This is a genomic window from Agromyces sp. MMS24-JH15, from assembly GCF_043518605.1.
Lineage (GTDB): Bacteria > Actinomycetota > Actinomycetes > Actinomycetales > Microbacteriaceae > Agromyces.
The window spans coordinates 626,225-646,797 of sequence record NZ_CP171358.1; the positions used below are offsets into that span (position 1 = coordinate 626,225).

Sequence of the window (20,573 nt, forward strand, 5' to 3'; positions counted from 1 at the left end):
GTCACGATCCCGGGTGACCGGCCGATGATCCGCCGGTGGCCGGCCGCGGTCCCCGGCGTGAACGGGCGATGGCTACACGACCTCGGCGAGGAGCGCGGACTCGGGCGCCGGCACGCCTCCGAGCGAGGTCCAGGCTCGCCCGAGCGCGGCGATCGCGGGGGCCATCACGTCGTCGGGGGCGCAGATCGGCAGGCGGAGGAACCGCTCGAACGCGCCGTCGATGCCGAAGCGCGGTCCCGCCGCCACGATGAGGCCGTGGGTCCGCGCGGCGAGCGCGAGTTGCGAGCTCACGGGTGCGCCGAGTCCGACCCAGGTCGCGATGCCGCCGGCGACGTGCGGGACGTGCCACTCGGGGAACGATTCGGCCAGGCGCGCCTCGAGGCGGTCGCGCCCGGCGCGGAACTGCTCGCGGCGCAACGCGAGCACGTCGTCCATGCGCTCGAGCACGCGCGCGACGACGAGCTGGTCGAGGATCGGCGTGCCGAGGTCGCCGGGTGCGCGCACCGCGAGCAGGCGACGGATGAGCGGCCGTTCGGCGCGGATCCAGCCGACGCGCAGCCCGCCCCACACGGTCTTGCCGACCGAGCCGACGAGCACCGCCGCGCCGTATGCGGCGAGCGGCATGAACTCGCCGACCCGGTCGATGTCGAGCTCGGCCGTCGTCTCGTCGGCGACCACGATCGTTCCGTGCCGCGCCGCGGCCTCGGTGACGCGCACGCGGTCCTCGGGGGCGAGCGAGCGCCCGGTCGGGTTCTGGAAGTCCGGCATGAGGTACGCGAGCGACGGGTTCGCCCGGCCGAACGACTGCACGAGGGCGTCGACGTCGGCGGCCTGCCCGTCGTCGTCGCCCGCCTCGTGCGGCCGGACCGGCGCCGGGACCAGCCGCGCCCCGGCGGCCCGCAGCGCCTCGTAGGCGTGCGGATAGGTCGGCACCTCGATGACCGCCCGGTCGCCGCGCCCGACGACCGCCCGCGCGAGCAGCGCGATGGCGTGCTGCGCGCCGATCGTGACCATGACCTGGTCGGGTGTCGTCGGGAGTCCGCGCACGGCGTACCGGTCGGCGATCGCGCGGCGGAGCTCGGGCAGCCCGATCGGGTCGTAGCCGGAGTCGGCGAGGTGCCGGGGGAGTTCCTCCACGGCGGCGCGCGCGGCGTCGGCGAGCCAGGGCAGTGCGGGCGGCGCGGCCTTCGAGAGGTCGAGGTACTCGGCGGCGGGCGGAACGGGCAGGATCGCCGGCGCGCCGGGCAGGCGGACGACGCTGCCGGAGCCGCGCACGCTGTGCAGGTAGCCCTGCTCGCGCAGGCGCCCGTAGGCGGCGGTCACGGTCGCCCGGCTGACGCCGAGCCGGTCGGCGAGGTCGCGCTCGGCGGGGACGCGCGTGTCCACCGGGATGCGCCCGTCGATCGCGAGCAGGCGCACGCGTTCGGCGAGCGCGCCGTAGACGCTGTCGGCCGAGCCGGTCCGCCAGTCGCCGAGCAGCGATTCGAGGGAACGTGCCGTGAGCGAGGCATCCATGCAGGCCACTTTATGCCGATTGGACTGTTGGAGACAGGCCACTTGTGGAATTGGATGGTTCCATGCCGAACCGCCGCCTCGCCTCCTTCGACGATCCCGCCCCGATCCTGACGCGCCGCCTCGTGCAGCTGCTCGTCGGGCTGTTCCTCTACGGCACCGGCATCGCGATGATCGTGCGGGCCGACCTCGGCAGCGCCCCGTGGGACGTCCTGACGCAGGGCATCGTGCGGCAGACCGGGCTCGGGTTCGGGCTCGTGGTCGTGGTCACGAGCGGCATCGTCCTGCTGCTCTGGATCCCGCTCCGCCAGCGGCCGGGATTCGGCACGCTCATGAACGCGCTGCTCGTCGGGCCCGCCGCGGACCTCGCGTTCCTCGCCATCCCCGAGGGCCTCCCGCTATGGCTCCGCATCGTGCTGCTGCCCGCCGGCATCCTCGTCGTGGGCCTCGCGAGCGGGCTGTACATCGGCGCCGACTTCGGCCCGGGCCCGCGCGACGGGCTGATGACGGGCATCCACCGCCGAACGGGGTGGCCGATCTGGGTCGGCCGCACCGCGGTCGAGGTCGCGGTCGTCCTCGCCGGCTGGCTCCTGGGCGGCGTGGTCGGCGTCGGCACGGTGCTGTTCGCACTCACGATCGGCCCGGTCTGCGGGTGGATGCTCCCCCGGCTCCGGATCCGCCGCGCGAGCGAGCGGGTCGCCCCGGCCGATGCCGCCGCGCCCGGCTCGGCCGGAGCAGCAAGCGCGGCCGAGACGGCCGCCCCGGTGAATGCCCCGGCCGAGGCATCCACCGGCACGACCGCGACCGCCTACAGCTCCGCCTCCGCGTAGGCGCGCAGCGCGTCGCGGACGAAGGCCGCACCGGCCTCGCCGCCGTAGTTCGCGCCGAACCGCGGGTCCGCGACGTACATCTCGCCGAGCCCGATGACGTACGCCCGCACGTCGCGCCCGGCCGCGGCCGGCGTGCCCGGGATCCCCGTCAGCCACTCGACGTGGCGCTTCGCGAGCGCCTGCGCCTCGGCGCTGCCGGGCTCGATGCCGGACTCCGCCGCCGCGATCCAGTCGCGGCCGAGCTCGGCCGAGCGCTCCTTCCAGGCGCGCTGGCCGTCGGGGCCGAGTCCGCGCCACCAGGCGTCGCTCGACGCGTACGCGTCGCGACCCCAGCGCTCCTCGACCTCCTCGCGGTACTGCGTGTGGTCGAACCCGTCGAACATCTCTCCTGCCATGATCTCCTCACCTCCTTCCAATGCCGTGATGGTCCGCTCGACCGACGCGACCTGACGCGCCAGCCGATCCTGTTCCTGCCGGAGCCACCCGAGGTGGCCCTCGAGCGCGCGCGCCTCGGCCGGCTGGTCGTCGAGGACCTCGCCGATGGCGGGCAGGCCGAGCCCGAGGTCGCGCAGCAGCAGGATCCGCTGCAGCCGCACGAGAGCCGTGCGGTCGTAGTACCGGTAGCCGTTCGCGCCGATGCGACTCGGCGCGAGCAGGCCGACGTCGTCGTAGTGGCGGAGGGTCCTGCTGGTCGTGCCGGCCAGTCGCGCCACCTCCTGGATGGACCAGTCCATCGCGCCTCCTCTCGATCGGTCGTCCGGCGATACCTCCACGGTAGAGGTTGACGCAGCGTCAAGGTCAAGTCGGATTCGACGCGGCCGCTTGCGCTCCCGTCAATCGCGATATATCGTGTTTCACATCAACGCGATATAACGCGATTCACCCCAGGGAGTTCCCATCATGTCCATCGAGAAGTGGGCCATCGCTCCGGGCGAGTCCCGGGTCATCGACCTCGAACTCGTCCGCAAGCTCAAGGTGAGCCTCATCGGCGGCCGGCTCGACCTGATCGCGCACGACGAGCCCGGCGCGCGCGTCGAGATCTCGGGCGTCACCGGCAAGGAGATCACCGTCTCGATCGACGGCGACGCGCTCGAGATCGACCATCCGCAGCTGCGCTGGGACAACTTCCTCGACGTCTTCAAGCAGTGGCGCGGCAACGCGCGGGCCCAGGTCTCCATCCTCGCCCCGCGACACGTCCTGCTGAAGATCGGCATCGTCAACGGCGACGCGCTCGTCACGGGCTTCGACGGCGACGCGAAGTTCAACACCGTGTCCGGCGAGTTCGTCGTCGACAACCACGTCGGCGACATCGAGCTGTCGACCGTGTCGGGCGAGGTCTCGGCCGGCAACCACGTCGGCCGCGTCACCGCGCACTCGGTGTCGGGCGACGTGGTCGCGTCGGGCGACATCCTCGGCTTCAACGCCGACACGGTCTCTGGCGACATGATCGTCGACGCGCACGGCACCCCGTCTCGGATCGACACCAACACGGTCACCGGCAACCTCACCGTGCGGTTCGTTCCCGCCGCAGGCGCCCGCTACCGGGTCAACACCGTGAGCGGCACGATCCTCATCGACGACTCCGAGTTCCGCCTCACGCTGGGCAAGGGCTTCGAGCGGACGACCGGCGAACTCGCCGGCACGTGGCTCGACCTCGGCGCGAACAGCGTCTCGGGCAGCATCTCGGTGATCCGGCGCGAGCCGGTCGCCCGGCCCGCGGGCACAGCGACCCCGGCGGGCGCGACGAGCGCGACGGATGCCCCGAGCTCGACGGATTCCGCGAGCTCGACGGATGCCCCGGCCGCGTGGGCCGAGACCGCACCCGATGGAGAGCCGGCATGACTCCGCCGGTCTTCGCGCACGGCAGCCTGCGCCTCTACCTCCTCGCCCTCCTGGCGGAGCAGCCCCGGCACGGCTACGAGCTGATCCAGGCGCTCTCCGACCGGTTCGGCGGCACCTACGCCCCGAGCGCGGGCACCATCTATCCGCGCCTCAGCAAGCTCGAGGAGGAGGGCCTGGTCACCAAGGCCTCCGACGGCCGCAAGACGGTCTACGAGATCACCTCCACGGGCCGCGCCGAGCTCGACCGCCGTCGCCCCGAGCTCGACGCCATCGAGGACGACGTCGACGACTCGATCCGCCGGCTCGCCGAGGGCGTGCGCAGCGAGGTCGACTCCGCGATGCGGACCCTGCGCGCCGAGCTCGCGAACGCGGCCCGCGAGGCCAAGCGCTCGGCACGCGCGACGGCGGAGGCGAACAGCTGGACGACGTCGGATGCCTCGCAGCCCGGATCCTCGACGACCGGGAACGCCGCGGGCTCGGCGGTCGCCGTCCAGGAGGCCGACCTCGTGCTCACCGAGTTCCGCCAGCGCCTGCGGACCGACCTGCGCGCCCAGCCGCGCCGCGACCGCCTGACGGCCGAGACCGTCGCGCTGCTCCGCACGCGGCTCGACGAGGTGCACGCCGAACTCCTCGCCGCGCTCGACGAGTAGGAGCCCGGGCCCGCACGGCCGTACGCTCGCACCGTGCGTTCCCTCCTCGCGGTGTTCGTCGGCGGCCTCGTCGGCACCGGCCTCCGCCTCGCGGTCGAGGCCGCCCTGCCGCACGCCGACGACGACCTCCCGCTCGGGATCCTGCTCGTGAACCTCGCCGGCGCGCTCGCGCTCGGCGCGTGCGTCGGCGGCGCCTGGCGGCTCCCGTCGACGCCCGACTGGGTGAAGGCCGGCGTGGGCGCGGGCGTGCTCGGGTCGTTCACGACGTTCTCGTCCGTGATGGCGGCGCTCGTCGTGCTCGGCCGCGCCGACGCCTGGTGGACCGCCGCGGGCTACCTCGCCGCGAGCGTGATCGGCGGCCTGGTCGCGGCCGTGCTCGGCCTCCGCGCCGGGACGGCGATCGTGCGCCGACGGCTCGACGCGGACCCCGGCCGGGGCTCCGGAACCGGCGCGGGAACGGGCGAGGCCCCCCGATGACGCCGCTCCTCGTCGTCGCCGTGCTCGTCGCGGGCGCGGTCGGCGCGATCGCCAGGTACCTGCTCGCGCGGCGGTTCCCGCTGCGCCCGCACGGTCGCCTGCCGTGGGGCATCCTCATCGCGAACCTCGCCGGGTCGGCGGTCGCGGGCGTCGTGCTCGGCCTCGCCGAGCGCGCGGCGATCGGCCAGGACCTCCGGCTCGTCCTCGCGACCGGCTTCTGCGGCGGGCTCACGACGTTCAGCACGTGGACGGTCGAGTCCGTCGAACTGCTCGACGCCGGCCGTTGGCGGCCCGCGCTCGCGAACGTCGCCGTCACGCTCGCGCTCGGGCTCGCGGCCGCGGCCGGCGGGTACCTGCTCGCGCGCTGAACGCGCCCGTGGAGGGGCGGTCCTCGGGGGTGCGCGGACCGTCGACTTGACATCCGCCGCCGCAGGCGTAGTGTCATCCGCCGTGACAAGTGAGGGTGACGCGCCTCCCGCAGAGTTGAAGTCGCCGAAGAACTGGATCATCGGCGACCCCCTCCCGACGGAGCATCTCGAGGGCCAGTTGCTGCCGAAGCGCATCGCCCTCCCGGTCTTCGCGAGCGACGCGCTCTCCTCGGTGGCCTATGCGCCGCAGGAGCTGCTCATGGTGCTCACCGCGGGCGGGCTCGCCTTCCTCGCGTTCGCACCGTGGATCGCGCTCGCGGTCGTCGTGCTCCTCACCACGGTCGCGCTCAGTTACCGGCAGCTGATCCGCGCCTACCCCTCGGGCGGCGGCGACTACGAGGTCGCCCACAAGAACCTCGGCGAGAAGGCCGGCCTGGTCGTGGCCTCCGCGCTGCTCGTCGACTACGTGATGACCGTGGTGGTCTCCGTCGCCTCGGGCGTCGACAACATCATCTCGGCGTTCCCGGACCTCAACCCGTGGCGCGTCGAGCTCGCGGTCGTGTTCGTGATCATCCTCGCCGCGGCGAACCTCCGCGGCGTGCGCGAGTCGGGCGCCGCGTTCTCGGTGCCCACGTACCTCTTCGCGGCCAGCGTGCTCGTGCTGATCGTGACCGGGCTCGTGCAGACCCTCTCGGGCAACCCGCCGGTCGCCGCATCGTCGGCCTACGGCGTCGAGGCCGAGCCGATCGTGCAGGCGGCGTTCGTCCTGCTCCTGCTGCGCGCGTTCGCGAGCGGCTGCTCGGCGCTCACGGGCGTCGAGGCCGTCGCGAACGGCGTGCCCGCCTTCCGCCTGCCCAAGGTGCGGAACGCCCAGAAGACGCTGCTCATGATGGCCGGGCTCGCGGTCGTGATGTTCGCGGGCCTGACCGCCCTGGCGCTCGTCTCGGACGTGCACTACGCCGAGAACCCGTGCGACCTGATCGGCTGGGCGGAGTGCGCGACCCAACCGCAGCCGAGCCTCATCGCGCAGATCGCGGCCGCCGTGTTCGGCAACGGCTCGATCCCGTTCTACGTCATCCAGGTCGCCGCAGCCCTGGTCCTGCTGCTGGCGGCGAACACCGCGTTCAACGGGTTCCCGCTGCTCGGATCGGTGCTCGCACGCGACGGCTACGCGCCGAAGTCGCTCTCGACCCGCGGCGACCGCCTGATCTACTCGAACGGCGTCATCATCCTGGCGCTCGCGGCCTCGACGATCCTCGTCATCTTCCAGGCGAACCTGACCCTGCTGATCCAGCTCTACATCATCGGCGTGTTCATCTCGTTCACGCTCGGCCAGACCGGCATGGTGCGGCACTGGCTGCGGCTGCTCGCCTCCCGGCGGCACCCGGCGGGGAAGCGGCGCCCTCCCGCCCGGCCGGCCACGCTCGATCCCGACCGCGCACCGATCACGAACGGGGCCGCGGTCCGCGCGCTCATGATCAACTCGGTCGGGGCGACCATGACCGCGGTGGTCCTCATCGTCGTGACGATCACGAAGTTCACGCACGGCGCGTGGATCGTCTTCGTCATGATGCCGATCCTGTTCTTCCTCATGATGGGCGTGAACCGCTACTACCGCGACGTCGAGCGCGAGATCGAGGTCGACGCGCAGACGGTGTTCGGCTCGAACGGCGACCACGCGATCGTCCTCGTCGGGCGCATGCAGAAGCCCGTGCTGAAGGCGCTCGACTACGCCATCGCCGCCCGGCACGACTCGCTCGAGGCCGTGCACGTCTCGCTCGACGACGCGCAGACGAAGCAGTTGAAGAAGGACTGGGTCCGCCAGAACATCCACGTGAAGCTGCGGATCCTGTCGTCTCCGTACCGGGATCTCAGCCACCCGCTGATCCAGTACATCAAGCAGCACCGCGAGGAGCACGGCTCCGAGGTGATCACGGTCTACATGCCGCAGTACATCGTCGGGCACTGGTGGGAGAACATCCTGCACAACCACAAGGCGCGCCGGGTGCGGCAGAAGGTGATGCTCGTGCACGGCGTCACGGTCGCGCTCGTGCCCTGGCTGCTCGACTCGTCCGACCTCATCTACGGTCGCCGCTCGCGGCCGCTGCCCGGCCAGGACCGCCGCGGCGAGCCGGTCCGGCCGGTCCCCCGGCGCACCGCGCCCGGTGCGACCACGAGGCGCTGAGCCGGATGCCCCGCACGCGTCGGGGAAGCCCGCCGGCGCCGGGTAACGTCGAGGGGTGACCCGGACGCGCCTCGGCCGACTCGTCGGCGGCCCCGTCGGGGCGACCGCCCTCGTCGTGATCGGACTCGCGTGCCAGGAGGTCGGCGCGTCGATCGCGGTGCTGCTCTTCCCGACGGCCGGCCCGATCGGGATGGTGACGCTGCGGCTGGGGTTCTCGGCGATCGTGCTGCTCCTGCTCGCCCGCCCGCGCCTGCGCGGCCACGGGGCGTCGGCGTGGGGCACGGTCGCCGCGTTCGGGCTCGCGCTCGCACTCATGAACGCGCTGTTCTACCTCTCGATCGAGCGCATTCCGCTGGGCGCCGCCGTCACGATCGAGGTGCTCGGGCCGCTCGCGCTCTCGGTCGCGACGAACCGCCGCTGGTCGGCGGTGGTCTGGGCCGGCCTCGCGGCCGCCGGGGTCCTGCTGCTCGGCCAGGGCAGCTTCGGGCACCTCGACCCGGTGGGCGTCGTGCTCGCGGCCGGCGCCGGGGCGACCTGGGCCGCGTACATCCTGCTGTCGGCGCGGACCGGCCGGAGCTTCGCCGGGCTCGACGGGCTCGCGATCGCGATGGCGATCGGTGCGCTCGCGATGCTGCCGTTCGGCGTCTGGACGACGGGAGCGGTGCTGATCCGTCCCGACGTGCTGGCCCTCGGCCTCGCGGTCGCGCTGCTGAGCTCGACGATCCCCTACGCGCTCGAGCTCATCGCGCTGCGGCGCCTGCCGGCGTCGACGTTCGCGATCCTGATGAGCCTCGCACCGGCGATGGCCGCCGTCGCGGGGCTGATCCTGCTCGGCCAGTCGTTCACGTGGGTCGGCGCACTCGCGGTCGCGCTCGTCATCGCGGCGAGCATCGGCGCCGTGCTCACGGCCGCGCGCGGCGGGCGCTCGGGCGGGGCATCCGCTACAGCATCGCCATGATCTGGCGCGCGATCATGCGGCCGGCGCGATTCGCCCCGATCGTCGACGCCTGCGGGCCGTAGCCCGCGAGGAAGATGCGGGGGTCGCTCCACGTGGCGCCCTGCCCGACGGTCACGCCGCCGGCGCGCTCGCGGAGCTTCAGCGGTGCGAGGTGGCGGAGTTCCGGTCGGAACCCGGTCGCCCAGATGATCGCGTCGGCGCGAGCGGATGCCCCGTCGGGCCACGTCACCCGGTCCGGCTCGATCCGCTGGAACATCGGACGGGCCACGAGCAGGCCGCGCTCGATGCCCGAGGCGATGCGCCGGCTCCTCGGCACGCCCGTACCGCTCACGACCGACGGCAGCGCGCGACCGGACCGCGCCGCCTCGTCCTGCAGCGCGACCGCGGCCGAGGCGCCCTCGAGGTCGAGCTCCTGCCGATCGAGCCAGTCGATGGGCCGCCGGCTCACCCACGTGAGGCCGGCCGCGACGTGCTCGAGCTCGAGCATGAAGCCGATGGCGGAGGTCCCGCCGCCGACCACAACCACGTGCTGGCCGCGGAACGACTCGGCGTCGAGGTAGTCGGACGTGTGCAGGTGCCGCCCCTGGAAGTCGGACATGCCGGGGTAGTAGGGCACGAACGGCGAGCCCCACGTCCCGGTCGCGTTCACGAGGAACTGCGTGCGCACCTCGCCGCGGTGCACCTCGGGCTCGACGAAGGTCCGGCGCCGGCGCGCGAAGAACCCGCGGGTGCGCTGTTCCTCGAGCGGCTGGGGGGCGAGGTCCTCGAACTCGATCCGGAGGTCGGCGCCGTCGTTGGTGACGCGCTTGACGTCGATCGGCCGGTGCACCTTCAGGTCGAAGTGCTCCTCGAACCGCCCGTAGTAGTCGGCGACGACCTCGCGCGCGGGGGCCTGACGGTCCGCCGTGTCGAACGAGAGGCCGAGCTCGGCCATGCCGGGCAGGTCGTTCACGCGGTGCGCGGTGCCGAGCCGGAGCGAGCTCCACCGGTGCTGCCAGGCGCCGCCGGGACCCGGCGCGCGGTCGAGCATCACGAAGTCCTCGTCCGCGACGAGTTCGAACCGTCGCAGGTAGAAGGCGACCGAGAGCCCGGCCTGACCGGACCCGATCACCGCGACCTTGACGCGCTCGGGTACGGGGTTCACCCCCCTATTCCACCACCCCGCAACTGGGTGCGCGCCCACAGCCGCGATGCGCGGACGGATCCCCCGCGAGCGGCGGCGAACGGGGCCTGTGGAGGGCATCCTCCGGCGGATCGCGGGTGCTAAACTCACCTCGGGAATCATTTATCAGTGCGAGCCGGGTGATGGACATCCCACCCGGCCAGAAGTCGTAAGGGGGTCACGCATGGGGCGCGGCCGTCAGAAAGCCAAGCACACCAAGGTCGCTCGGGAGCTGAAGTACTTCAGCCCCGACACCGACTACAGTGCGCTTGAGCGCGAGCTCACGAGTTCGCACGATCACCAGTACGAGGACGAACTGTCCAAGTGGTCGGAGTACGCCGACGACGACGGTTACGTCCGAGACGACGGCCCCCAGCGCTGACCTCGACCACCGACGGCGAGCACCCCTCCGGGTGACTCTGCTTCGGGCTGCGCCCGACGGCGCGATGCGCTCGGCCGAGCCGGGCCCGCACGGCGCGGCTCAGTCGTACGAGGCGATCCATCCCGCGGTCGCCTCGACGAAGCGCTCGAGCTCCGTCAACGACCCCGACGGCGTGATCGCCCGCAGCACGAGTTCGTCCGCGGCATCCCGGTAGTCGGCGAGCCGCGAGGCATCCGTCACCGTCGCGTCGAGCGCGCGCACGCCCAGGCGCGCGAAGTTCGCGGCGTACGCCGGCACGGCCTCGTACCGCGCCGCCTCCTGTTCGAGCGCGGGTCGGGCAGCGCCGTCGGCGATCGTGCGGACGTAGAGGATGCCCCGCGCCGGCCGGTCGCCCGCATCGCGGCGCAGGTCGGCGACCGCGTCGCGCGCGGCCTCGGGGGTGAGCCAGTTGAGCAGGACGCCGTCGGCGTCGGTCGCGGCGAGCCGGCGCATCCTCGGCCCGAGCGCCCCGACGACGATCGCAGCGGCGGTGCGCGTGCGCAGCGTCGCGATGCCGTCCCGGACGAGCCCGACCGGGCGCGACTCCGCGCCCGAGCCGATCCCGAGCGTCGTCCGCGCGGCCGGGATCCCGGCCAGGTCGAGCGAGGCGGCCGGGCGCCGGTCGAGCGGGATCACGCCGGTCCCGAGGTGCAGCGAGGCGGTGACCTCGGCGGCGGCCCGAAGCGCGGCGAGCGAATCGCCGCCCGGGATGTCGTTCACCCAGAGCGCGCGGAAGCCGAGCGCCTCGACGCGCGCCGCGAGCGCGCGGACGACGTCCGGTTCGGTGCGGCCGGTGATCCCGATGGAGACCGCTGCGGGCCCGACGGCCATCGACGTCAGCCCCGGTACGACCCGACGAGGCGGACCGCGCCGCCGTCGACGCCCTTGGCGCCCTGCTCCCAGCCGGCGCCGGCCGGCACCGCGCCGAGCGCGACGGTTCCGACCTGCCACGACGGCAGGCCGAGGCCGTCGAGCGCCGCGATCACGTCGGCCGCCGCATCGGCGGCGACAACCGCGAAGAACCCGATGCCGAGGTTCCAGGTGCCCTCGGTCGACTCGAGGGTCGTGCCCGCGAGGTCGTTCAGCACGCGGAACACCGGCTGCGGCGACCACGTCGACCGATCGACCTCGACCCAGGAGCCCTGCGGCAGGACGCGCGCGAGGTTCGCGGCGATGCCGCCGCCGGTGACGTGCGAGAGCGAGTGCACGGATGCCCCGTGCGGGCCCTCGAGGAGCCGGACGAGCGGCCCCGAGTAGAGCCGGGTCGGCTCGAGCAGGGCCTCGCCCCACGTCGTGCCGAGTTCGGGCGAGGCATCCGTGTACGACAGGCCGGCGCCGGCGAGGATGTGCCTGACGAGCGAGTAGCCGTTCGAGTGCAGTCCGCTCGACTCGATCGCGATGACGACGTCGCCGTCGGCCACGCGCTCGGCGCCCAGCGCCCGGTCGGCCTCGACGATGCCGACCGCCGCGCCCGCGACGTCGTAGTCGTCGACGCCCATGAGGCCGGGGTGCTCGGCGGTCTCGCCGCCCACGAGCGCGGTGCCGGTCTCGGCGCACGCGCGCGCGATACCCGTGACGATCGCCGCGATGCGGTCGGGCACGACCTTCCCGCACGCGATGTAGTCGGTCATGAACAGCGGCTTCGCGCCGACCACGACGATGTCGTCGACGACCATGCCGACGAGGTCCTGGCCGATCGTGTCGTGGATGTCGAGCGCCTGGGCGATCGCGATCTTGGTCCCGACGCCGTCGGTCGAGGTCGCGAGCAGCGGGCGCCGGTAGTCCTTCGCGAACGAGAGGTCGAACAGGCCGGCGAAGCCGCCGACCCCGCCGAGCACGTTGGGCCCGTGGGTCTTCGCGACCGACTCCTTCATCAGTTCGACGGCGAGGTCGCCGGCGGCGGTGTCGACACCGGCCGCGGCGTAGGACGAGTTCGCGCTCACCGTTCAAGGGTACCGGCGTGTCCAGCGGGTCCCGTCGCCCGCCTCCCGGGCAGCGGACTTACAATGCGCATATGGGGGCAGGGGGCGGACCAGCCTGGGTGATTCGGGAGAACTCGAATCGGTCGGTCCTGCTTGCGCTCTACCTGCGCGAGGTGCTCTCGATCGCCTCGCCCGTCGAGCTCCCCCGGCTGCGCGACGTGGGGTCGATGGGCACCCCGACCGACACCGATCGACAGGACCGGATCGAACGGCAGTGGCGCGCGTTCTGGGCGATGACGGTCGAGCCGGAGGCGCATCCGTCGCCCGTGCCGCTGACGCTCATCGGCGCGTACGACACGGACGTCGCACTGCCGATCCAGGGCGCGGAGGACTTCGCGGTCGCGATCATCCCGCACGCCGAGGCGGCGCGCGCGTGGGCGACGTGGGCGGCCGACGGCTACCGCACGGCCGCGGCGGCGCGGCGCGGCGACTCGTACCGCGCCTACGCGGGCACCATCGCCGAGCACGAGCGCGAGGTCGGCCGACGGGCGCACTCGTTCGAGCTGAACGTCGAGGTGCTGCCGCTCACCGCGCCGGGCGTGTGGTGGATCGGCAGCATGACCGTCGCCGTGACCGACACGTTGCGCGCCGACGCGGCCGCGTTCGACGACGCGATCCACCCGATCATCGCGACGCTCGCCTGACCTCGTCCGCGTGCGAGACTCGACCGCATGAGCATCTGGTTCGGCCAGCCCAGCGTCGAGTGGGCCAACTCCCGCTGCGACGACACCCTCATCCGATCGACCGGGATCGAGATGACCGAGATCACCGACGACTCCCTGATCGGACGGATGCCGGTCGACGGCCGCACGCGCCAGCCCGGCGGGGTGCTGCACGGCGGGGCATCCGTCGCCCTTGCCGAGACGCTCGCGAGCTGGGGCGCGTCGTTCACGGTGGACCCGGAGAAGTTCTACTGCGTCGGCATGGAGATCAACGCGAACCACGTCCGCCCGGTCGCCGACGGCTGGGTCACCGGGGAGGCCCGCCCGCTGTCACGGGGGCGGACGACCCAGGTGTGGGACATCCGCATCACCGACGACCAGGGACGACTCGTGTGCGTGTCGCGCTGCACGATGGCCGTGCTCGCGAAGCCGTCCGAGTACTGAGCACCGCGCTGCGCCCCGCCGGCCGCGCGGCCGACGGGGCGCAGCGGCGTCCGGTCAGCCGGTCGCCTGGTCGGCCTTCACGATGATCCTGGTCACCAGGTCGGGCCGGCTCATCATCGCGACGTGCGAGCTGTCGACCTCGACCGTCGTCGAACCCGCCCGCGCGGCCATCGCGCGCTCGGCCTCCGGCGGGATGGTCTTGTCCTGCTTGGCCACGACGAACCAGCTCGGGATCTCGGCCCACGCGGGTGCGCCCGACGGCGTGAACAGCGCCGAGAGCGCGGCCGGTCGCTGGGATGCCCCGAGCACGGCCGCTTCGCGCTTGGGCAGGTCGGCGCAGAACAGCTCGCGGAAGTACGCGGGGTCGATGTACCCGTCCCCGTCGCCGGCCGGGGCGCCGGGGTACGGCCGGACGACCAGGTGGTCGGCGAGGTCGGAGTGGCCGCCGCCGAGCGCGTTCGCGTCGACGATGCGCTCGCCCTCGGCGAGCGCGTAGCCGGCCACGTAGACGAGCGCCTCGACGTCGGGATCGCCGGTCGCGGCGTTCGTGATCACCGCGCCGCCGTACGAGTGGCCGACGAGCACGATCGGTCCCTCGATGGTCGCGAGGATGCCCCGGAGCGCCTCGCTGTCGTACTGGATGCCCCGCAGCGGGTTCGCGACCGCGAGCACCGGGTAGCCCAGGGCCTGCAGCCGCGTCGTGACCGCGTTCCAGCCCGACGCGTCGGCGAACGCGCCGTGCACCAGCACGACCGTGGGCTTGGGGGCGCCGTGGTTCCCACCGCCGTGGGCCGCCACGGCCGGTGCCGCGTCGACGCGGCCCGCCGCGGCCGCGGGGATCGCGACGGCGCTCGCGGCGAGCGCGGCCGCGCCGGCGAGCGCGACCAGGGCGCGAAGCGGGCGGCCGCCCGTCCGCTGTCGTTGTCCGAACATGCGTGTTCCTCCTCGAGGTCGGAATGGGTTGGGCCCAGCGTCCCGCCGCGCACGGCATGGGCGCACCACGTGGCGCACGTAGTCGGGGCATCCCGCCCCCGGTCAGCCCGTCGGGTTCCCGCCGGCGACCCGGATCGCCTCGATGACGACGCCGAGCGACTCCTCGTACCGGTGCGCGGGCGGCGCCCCGAAGCCGACCACCATCGCAGGCGGGCGGGCGCTCGCGTACTCGGGTGCGGCCGCGTAGGCCGAGAGCCCGTCGACGCGGAGCCCGCGCGCGGCCGCCGCGGTGGTCACGTCCGCCTCCGCGATGCCGTCGGGGAGTTCGAGCAGGCAGTGGATGCCCGCGGCGAGCCCGACGACGCGGGACCCCGGCAGGGCCTCTGCCATGAGGTCCTCGAACCGCTCGCGACGGGCGCGGTAGCGCAGCCGCAGCGTGCGGACCGTGCGGTCGAAGTCGCCGGCCTCGATGAGCGCGGCGAGCGCGAGCTGCGTGATCGCGGCGGTCGCGGCGCCCGACCGGCGGCGCTGGGCGAGCACGTCGTCGCGCCACGCGGCGGGCACGACGCCCCAGCCGAGGCCGAGCGCCGGGGAGAGCGCCTTGCTGGCCGTGCCGCCGTAGACGACGTGGGCCGGCGCCTGCGCCTGCAGGGCGCCGATCGCGCGGTGGTCGAACCGGAACACGCCGTCGTAGTCGTCCTCGATCACGAGCCCGCCGGTGCGCTCGGCCCAGCGCACGACCTCCGCGCGGCGCGCGGGAGCGAGCGGGACCCCGGTCGGGAACTGGTGCGCGGGCGTGAGCAGGACGGCGTCGACGGATGCCCCGGCGAGCGCGTCGACCACCGCGCCGTCGTCGTCGACCGGGAGCGGCACGGGCTCGAGCCCGCACGCCGCGAGCAGCTCGCGGTGGGAGGCGTGCCCGTAGGCCTCGACGGCGATGCGCCGCCCGCCGCGCGCGGCGACCGCGCGCCCGACCAGGCCGAGCAGCTCGCCGAACCCGTGCGTCACGACCACGTCCTCGCTCGAGCCGACCACGCCGCGCGCGCGGGCGAGGTACTCGGCGAGCGCGGCGCGCGCCCGCGGCGCGCCCTCGGGCGGCGCGTACCCGAGCGCGGTCGCGGATGCCTCGGACAGCGCCCGCGCGGTCGCGCGCGCCCACGCGGTGCGGGGGAACGCCGACCCGTCCGGGAGCCCGCCGCGCAGGTCGAGGTCGAACCGGGCCGACCGGTGGACGGGCGCCGTCGTCGCGGGTCCGGGCGCGGGCCGGTCGGCCACCCAGGTCCCTGCGCCGACGCGGGCCTCGAGGCGCCCCTCGCCGACGAGTCGCGCGTAGACCTCGGCCACGCTGTTGCGCGCCAGGCCGAGGTCGACCGCGAGGGTCCGGCTCGGCGGCAGGCGGGTGCCCGCGGTGAGGCGGCCCCCGGCGATGGCCGCGCGCAGCGCATCCTCGAGCGAGGCGACCTTGCGGTCCCGATCGACGAGGAGGTGGAGGTCCATTCCAGAATCGGCCCAACGCTTCCCCATGCGATTGGACGGTACCAGCGCCGACCGACGTCCGTACCGTGGACCGCATGACCTCGACCGAAGCCCCCACCCGATCCGACGCCGACTCGACCCAGGCCGCCGCGGCCCCCGCCGCGCCCGTGGCATCCCACGCGCTCGTCGCGTCGCCCCGCCGCCTCGACATCGAGGGCATCGCGCCCGCGTTCATCCGCGCCGTCACCGCGCTCGACGACGCCGCCGAGGCGGAGGCCGACCGGGCGGAGATCGCCGGCGGATTCCGCCAGCTCGTCCGCCTCCGCGCCTCCCAATTGAACGGCTGCGCCTACTGCGTCGACCTGCACGCCCACGACGCCCGCGAGGCCGGCGAGTCGCCCCAGCGCGTGGACGCGATCACGGTGTGGCCCGAATCCGGCTTCTTCACGGCCCGCGAGCGCGCCGCCCTCGGGCTCGTCGACGCGGTCACGCGCCTGAGCGATTCGCACGTGCCCGCCGACGTGTACGCGGAGGCCGCCGCCCACTGGTCGGACGAGGAACTCTCGGCCCTCCTCGCGCTCATCACCTCGGTGAACGCGTGGAACCAGCTGTCGGTCGCGACCCGCGCCTGGCGTCCCCGCCTGCGGGGCTGAAGCCGGCGGCGAGGCGCGATCGGGCCCGCGCCTCGCCGCACCACGGCGCATCCGTCCGCTCAGGTGAGCGGCAGGGTTCGCTCAGGCGGCTCACACGCGCGGGTGTGGGAGGATTGAGCGTCCGATCGGACGACCCCCACCCACCCCGAGGAGCACTCGCTCGCATGTGCGGCATCGTCGGCATCGTCTCCACCGAACCCGTCAACCAGCAGATCTACGACAGCCTGCTCCTCCTGCAGCACCGCGGCCAGGACTCGACCGGCATCGCGACCGCCGACGGCCCGGTGTTCCACATGGCGAAGGCGCGCGGGCAGGTGCGCGAGGCGTTCCGCACGCGCGACATGCGCTCGCTGCTCGGGAACATGGGCCTCGGGCACGTCCGCTACACCACGAAGGGCGCCGCCGAGCGCGAGGAGGAGGCCCAGCCGTTCTACGTGAACGCGCCCTACGGCATCGTCCTCGTCCACAACGGCAACCTCACGAACACCCGCGAGCTCTCGCGCGACCTGTTCTCGATCGATCGCCGCCACGTGAACTCGACGAGCGACACCGAGATGCTGCTCAACGTCCTCGCGACCGAGCTGCAGGGCCAGATCAAGGGCCTCGAGCTCGACCCCGACCAGGTGTTCGACGCCGTCACGCAGGTGCACGAGCGCGTCGAGGGCTCCTACGCCGTCATCTCGATGATCGCCGGGTACGGGCTGCTCGCGTTCCGCGACCCGTTCGGGATCCGCCCGTTGATCCTCGGCCGCCGGTACACCGCGGGCGGCAAGGCCGAGTGGATCGTGGCATCCGAGTCGCTCGTGCTCGAGAACGGCGACTACGAGATCGTGCGCGACGTCGCGCCCGGCGAAGCCGTGTTCATCTCCCTCGACGGCGAGCTCTTCACGCGCCAGTGCGCGCGCGACCCGCGGCTCATCCCCTGCTCGTTCGAGTACGTCTACCTCGCCCGCCCCGACTCGGTGATGAACGGCATCTCGGTCTACGAGGCGCGCCTGCGCATGGGCGACCGGCTCGCGAGCACCGTCGCCGCCCACATGCCGCTCGGCGACATCGACGTGGTCATGCCGATCCCCGACTCGTCGCGCCCCGCGGCGATGCAGGTCGCGCAGAAGCTCGGCATCGAGTACCGCGAGGGCTTCTACAAGAACCGCTACGTCGGCCGCACGTTCATCATGCCCGGCCAGGCGCAGCGCAAGAGCTCGGTGCGCCAGAAGCTCAACGCGATGGGCACGGAGTTCAAGGGCAAGAACATCCTGATCGTCGACGACTCGATCGTGCGCGGCACCACCTCGCAGCAGATCGTGCAGATGGCCCGCGACGCCGGCGCGAACAAGGTGACGTTCACCTCGGCCGCCCCGCCCGTACGGTACCCGCACGTGTACGGCATCAACATGCCGTCGCGCCGCGAGCTCATCGCGCACGGCCGGAAGATCCCCGAGATCGCGGCCGAGCTCGGCGCCGACCACATGATCTACCAGGAGGTCGCCGACCTGCGGGCCGCGATCACCGAGGGCACCTCGATCACCGACCTCGACCTCTCGTGCTTCACGGGCGAGTACGTCACCGGCACGGTCACCGAGGAGTACCTCGACTGGGTGGAGCAGACGCAGCTCAGCTGAGCGGCGGTCCCTCCGGGGGCGCGCCGCCGGTCGGTCCCTCCGGGGGGCGGGCCGGGAACGCGTGCCGCGCGACCACGACGGCGACCAGGCCGACGAGCGCGAGCCCGGCGCCGACGAACGGCAGCCACCCGATGCCGGGCCGCGCGAGCACCGTGCCGCCGAGCACCGCGCCGCCCAGCAGGGCGCCCACGCCGATCCCGACGTTCGAGCCCGCGTTGATGAGCGCGCCGACCACGTCGGGCCCGGCGCCGCCCGTGCGGATCGCCGCGGTCTGCATGATCGACGGGACGGCGCCGAAGGCGGCGCCCCAGACCGCGGCCGCCACGAGGACCCCCGCGAGCGCGGGGAACGCCCACCCGACGCCGGCGAGTCCCACGACCATCGCGCCGAGCACGACGAGCGTGCTGCGGCGAGGCGCCCGGTCGAGCGAGACCGCCGCGAACCAGGTCCCGAGCAGCCCGAGCGCACCGATCCCGAGCAGCACGGGTCCGAGGCCCGCGACCGGCAGCCCCGCCGCGAGCAGCAGCACGGCGACGTACGAGTAGACCGTGTACTGCGCGAGGAACACCACGCCGTTGGTGCCCACCACGATCCCGAGCCGCGTGCGCCGCGCCCGTTGCGCGTGCGCGGCCCGGCCGGCGTGCGCGAGTGCGCCGCCGGCGACCGCCGGCAGCATCGCCGCGACGACGATCGCGGTCACGACGCATCCTGCCGCGAGCACCCAGAACGCCGTCCGCCACCCGACCGCCGTGCCGAGCGAGGTCGACAGCGGCACGCCGAGCACGAATCCGGCCGACGCGCCGGCCGTGACCAGCGCGAGGGTCCGTCCGGTGTGCTCGGGACGGACGAGCCGCGCGCCGTACCCGATGCTCACCGAGAAGAAGAGCGCGTGCGCGACGCCCCCCAGCGCGCGACCCGCGGCGACGAGCGCGAAGCCCGGCGCGATCGCGACGAGCGCGTTGCTCGCGGCGTACGCGAGCACGGTCGCGACGAGCAGGGCCTTGCGCGGCACGCGCGCGGTGACGAGCGTCAACGGCAGCGCGAGCACCGCGACCATGAGCGCGTAGACGCTGACGAGCAGTCCCGTGGTCGCGTCGTCCACGCCGAGGTCGTCGCCGATGAACGGCAGCAGCCCGACGGGCAGGATCTCGGTGGTCACCGCGAGGAACGTCGCGACGGCGAGCGCGAGGATGCCCCCCGCGACCTCGCGGACCCCGCCGGGCCGGAACCCGCCGCGGTCCCCGCGAACGCGGCCGCCGCGCGCACGATCCCCGTCCGCCCCGGCGGGCGACGGACCGGGTTCGCCTCGACCGGTGGCCACGTGCCATCGTCGCACGCGGTCGGCCCACGCGGTCGGCGCGATGCCCCCTGAACCGGGGGCTGAGGCGCGTCGGCCCGATGGCTAGCCTGACCCCGACCGGCAAGTCTCGAGGGGGAGACGAGCATGGCGCGACGACGCGGCACGGGTCCGGACCCGCGTGGCGGACGCACGGCGGCGGCCGTTCGCGTGTCGGGGTCGATCCTGATCACCGCGGCGATCGCGCTCGCGCTCACCGGGTGCGCCGAGCTGCAGACCGTGCTCGCGTCGACCAGCGGCACGCCGTCCCCGTCCCCGTCCGCCCCCGCGCTGCCCGCGTCGTCGCCGGCCGAGCCGGAACTGCCGTCCGTCGTCGCGTGGGCGTCGGGCGCCGAGTGGAGCTGGTCCGACGACGGCCTTGCGGCGCCGGTTGCCGTGACGTTCACCAAGGGGCGGTCGACGGACGCCGCCGGCGGCGTCACCGAGGTGGTCGACGCCGTCCTCGGCGACGCGAACGCCGACGGTGTCGAGGACGCGGCGATCCGGGCGCGCCGGACCGCCGAGGCGGGCGTCACGGAGCTCTGGTACGTGTGGCTCGGCATCCCAGGCGCCTCACCCGGCACGGCGATGGCCGAGCAGGTGGTCTACCCGATCGCGCGGACCATCGCGTGCGGCGACCTCACCGACTCGGTGACCGCGATCTCCGGCGGCTTCCGGATCATCCAGACGCTGCGCCTGCCGTACACCGACGACGGCCTCCGGTGCTCGGCGCCGGGGAGCGGCCGACAGGTGCGCGACGTCGCGATCGAGCGGTTCGAGGATGCCTGGTACCCGGTGCAGACCGCACCGGTGCCGGCCTGGGGCGGCATCTGCCCGCGCACGACGTGGCACGACGGCCTCGCCGACATCGGCCTCACGCTGCGCGCTGCGGCGCCCGCGTCGGCACCGGCAGTGACGGATCCGCTCGCCCCGCTCGTCACGTACGAACTCCCCGATGCGCCGCTCCTGGCCGCGTCGGGTGCGCGCTTCTTCGGGTTCGCGCAGGCCGAGACGAACGACCTCGTCCGCCAGCAGTGCGCGTTCTACTGATCGAGCCGTC

21 protein-coding genes are annotated in these 20,573 nt (G+C 73.7%); 13 read left to right on the forward strand and 8 right to left on the reverse strand.

The window, feature by feature from the left end; all coding sequences use genetic code 11:
• Nucleotides 1–72 precede the first annotated feature (72 nt).
• Nucleotides 73–1,515 (reverse strand): PLP-dependent aminotransferase family protein, encoded by a 1,443-nt coding sequence (locus ACDF64_RS02835; protein WP_394553296.1) that lies wholly within the window; start codon nucleotides 1,513–1,515, stop codon nucleotides 73–75.
• 62 nt (nucleotides 1,516–1,577) lie between these two features.
• Between ACDF64_RS02835 and ACDF64_RS02840 the strand changes: the two genes are divergently transcribed.
• The gene (locus tag ACDF64_RS02840) at nucleotides 1,578–2,342 is read left to right on the forward strand and encodes a YitT family protein (RefSeq protein WP_394553297.1); all 765 of its coding nucleotides are present in this window, start codon (nucleotides 1,578–1,580) and stop codon (nucleotides 2,340–2,342) included.
• Here ACDF64_RS02840 and ACDF64_RS02845 read toward each other — a convergent pair.
• Nucleotides 2,321–3,076, reverse strand: coding sequence for a MerR family transcriptional regulator (locus ACDF64_RS02845; RefSeq protein WP_394553298.1), 756 nt, complete (start codon nucleotides 3,074–3,076; stop codon nucleotides 2,321–2,323). The two genes, ACDF64_RS02840 and ACDF64_RS02845, sit on opposite strands and share 22 nt — an antisense overlap.
• 166 nt (nucleotides 3,077–3,242) lie before the next feature.
• Between ACDF64_RS02845 and ACDF64_RS02850 the strand changes: the two genes are divergently transcribed.
• The 6 genes from ACDF64_RS02850 (at nucleotide 3,243) to ACDF64_RS02875 (ending at nucleotide 8,822) form a co-directional block, all read left to right on the forward strand.
• Nucleotides 3,243–4,184 carry a DUF4097 family beta strand repeat-containing protein gene (locus ACDF64_RS02850; RefSeq protein ID WP_394553299.1) on the forward strand — a complete coding sequence of 314 codons (942 nt, stop codon included), beginning with the start codon at nucleotides 3,243–3,245 and terminating at the stop codon, nucleotides 4,182–4,184.
• Nucleotides 4,181–4,834: a PadR family transcriptional regulator gene (locus ACDF64_RS02855; protein ID WP_394553300.1), complete on the forward strand. Its 654-nt coding sequence runs from the start codon at nucleotides 4,181–4,183 to the stop codon at nucleotides 4,832–4,834. The genes ACDF64_RS02850 and ACDF64_RS02855 overlap by 4 nt, the downstream gene beginning before the upstream one ends.
• A 33-nt stretch (nucleotides 4,835–4,867) precedes the next feature.
• Nucleotides 4,868–5,311 (forward strand): fluoride efflux transporter FluC, encoded by a 444-nt coding sequence (locus tag ACDF64_RS02860; protein WP_394553301.1) that lies wholly within the window; start codon nucleotides 4,868–4,870, stop codon nucleotides 5,309–5,311.
• Entirely contained in the window at nucleotides 5,308–5,679 is a 372-nt protein-coding gene (crcB, locus tag ACDF64_RS02865; protein WP_394553302.1) for a fluoride efflux transporter CrcB, read from the forward strand. The genes ACDF64_RS02860 and crcB overlap by 4 nt, the downstream gene beginning before the upstream one ends.
• Nucleotides 5,680–5,761: 82 nt before the next feature.
• A complete protein-coding gene (locus tag ACDF64_RS02870) occupies nucleotides 5,762–7,864 on the forward strand; it encodes an APC family permease (RefSeq protein ID WP_394553303.1) in 2,103 nt (700 codons plus the stop codon).
• Nucleotides 7,865–7,919: 55 nt separating this feature from the next.
• A complete protein-coding gene (locus ACDF64_RS02875; RefSeq protein ID WP_394553304.1) occupies nucleotides 7,920–8,822 on the forward strand; it encodes an EamA family transporter in 903 nt (300 codons plus the stop codon).
• On the opposite strand, the gene ACDF64_RS02880 is transcribed toward ACDF64_RS02875, so the two are convergent.
• Entirely contained in the window at nucleotides 8,806–9,966 is a 1,161-nt protein-coding gene (locus ACDF64_RS02880) for an NAD(P)-binding domain-containing protein (protein WP_394553305.1), read from the reverse strand. The two genes, ACDF64_RS02875 and ACDF64_RS02880, sit on opposite strands and share 17 nt — an antisense overlap.
• Nucleotides 9,967–10,168: 202 nt before the next feature.
• Here ACDF64_RS02880 and ACDF64_RS02885 point away from each other — a divergent pair, with 202 nt between their 5' ends.
• Nucleotides 10,169–10,366, forward strand: a complete 198-nt coding sequence (locus ACDF64_RS02885; RefSeq protein ID WP_394553306.1) for a DUF3073 domain-containing protein — start codon at nucleotides 10,169–10,171, stop codon at nucleotides 10,364–10,366.
• Between the two features lie 99 nt (nucleotides 10,367–10,465).
• Here ACDF64_RS02885 and ACDF64_RS02890 read toward each other — a convergent pair whose 3' ends face one another.
• Together ACDF64_RS02890 and purM are read right to left on the reverse strand one after the other, a co-directional pair.
• The gene (locus ACDF64_RS02890; RefSeq protein WP_394553307.1) at nucleotides 10,466–11,236 is read right to left on the reverse strand and encodes an LLM class flavin-dependent oxidoreductase; all 771 of its coding nucleotides are present in this window, start codon (nucleotides 11,234–11,236) and stop codon (nucleotides 10,466–10,468) included.
• Between the two features lie 5 nt (nucleotides 11,237–11,241).
• A complete protein-coding gene (purM, locus tag ACDF64_RS02895; protein WP_394553308.1) occupies nucleotides 11,242–12,348 on the reverse strand; it encodes a phosphoribosylformylglycinamidine cyclo-ligase in 1,107 nt (368 codons plus the stop codon).
• A 98-nt stretch (nucleotides 12,349–12,446) separates the two neighbouring features.
• On the opposite strand from purM, the gene ACDF64_RS02900 reads away from it, so the two are divergent.
• Nucleotides 12,447–13,031, forward strand: a complete 585-nt coding sequence (locus ACDF64_RS02900; RefSeq protein WP_394553309.1) for a zinc-binding alcohol dehydrogenase — start codon at nucleotides 12,447–12,449, stop codon at nucleotides 13,029–13,031.
• Between the two features lie 27 nt (nucleotides 13,032–13,058).
• Complete coding sequence (locus ACDF64_RS02905; RefSeq protein WP_394553310.1) at nucleotides 13,059–13,493, forward strand: PaaI family thioesterase; 435 nt, start codon at nucleotides 13,059–13,061, stop codon at nucleotides 13,491–13,493.
• A 54-nt stretch (nucleotides 13,494–13,547) separates the two neighbouring features.
• On the opposite strand, the gene ACDF64_RS02910 is transcribed toward ACDF64_RS02905, so the two are convergent.
• A complete protein-coding gene (locus ACDF64_RS02910; RefSeq protein WP_394553311.1) occupies nucleotides 13,548–14,426 on the reverse strand; it encodes an alpha/beta fold hydrolase in 879 nt (292 codons plus the stop codon).
• Nucleotides 14,427–14,528: 102 nt separating this feature from the next.
• Entirely contained in the window at nucleotides 14,529–15,923 is a 1,395-nt protein-coding gene (locus ACDF64_RS02915; protein ID WP_394553312.1) for a PLP-dependent aminotransferase family protein, read from the reverse strand.
• Nucleotides 15,924–15,997: 74 nt separating this feature from the next.
• Here ACDF64_RS02915 and ACDF64_RS02920 point away from each other — a divergent pair, with 74 nt between their 5' ends.
• Together ACDF64_RS02920 and purF are read left to right on the forward strand one after the other, a co-directional pair.
• A complete protein-coding gene (locus ACDF64_RS02920) occupies nucleotides 15,998–16,555 on the forward strand; it encodes a carboxymuconolactone decarboxylase family protein (protein WP_394553313.1) in 558 nt (185 codons plus the stop codon).
• A gap of 164 nt (nucleotides 16,556–16,719) precedes the next feature.
• Nucleotides 16,720–18,177, forward strand: coding sequence for an amidophosphoribosyltransferase (gene purF, locus ACDF64_RS02925; protein WP_394553314.1), 1,458 nt, complete (start codon nucleotides 16,720–16,722; stop codon nucleotides 18,175–18,177).
• On the opposite strand, the gene ACDF64_RS02930 is transcribed toward purF, so the two are convergent.
• The gene (locus ACDF64_RS02930) at nucleotides 18,170–19,498 is read right to left on the reverse strand and encodes an MFS transporter (RefSeq protein ID WP_394553315.1); all 1,329 of its coding nucleotides are present in this window, start codon (nucleotides 19,496–19,498) and stop codon (nucleotides 18,170–18,172) included. The two genes, purF and ACDF64_RS02930, sit on opposite strands and share 8 nt — an antisense overlap.
• Nucleotides 19,499–19,621: 123 nt before the next feature.
• Here ACDF64_RS02930 and ACDF64_RS02935 point away from each other — a divergent pair, with 123 nt between their 5' ends.
• Entirely contained in the window at nucleotides 19,622–20,563 is a 942-nt protein-coding gene (locus ACDF64_RS02935; protein ID WP_394553316.1) for a hypothetical protein, read from the forward strand.
• The last annotated feature ends 10 nt before the right edge of the window (nucleotides 20,564–20,573 follow it).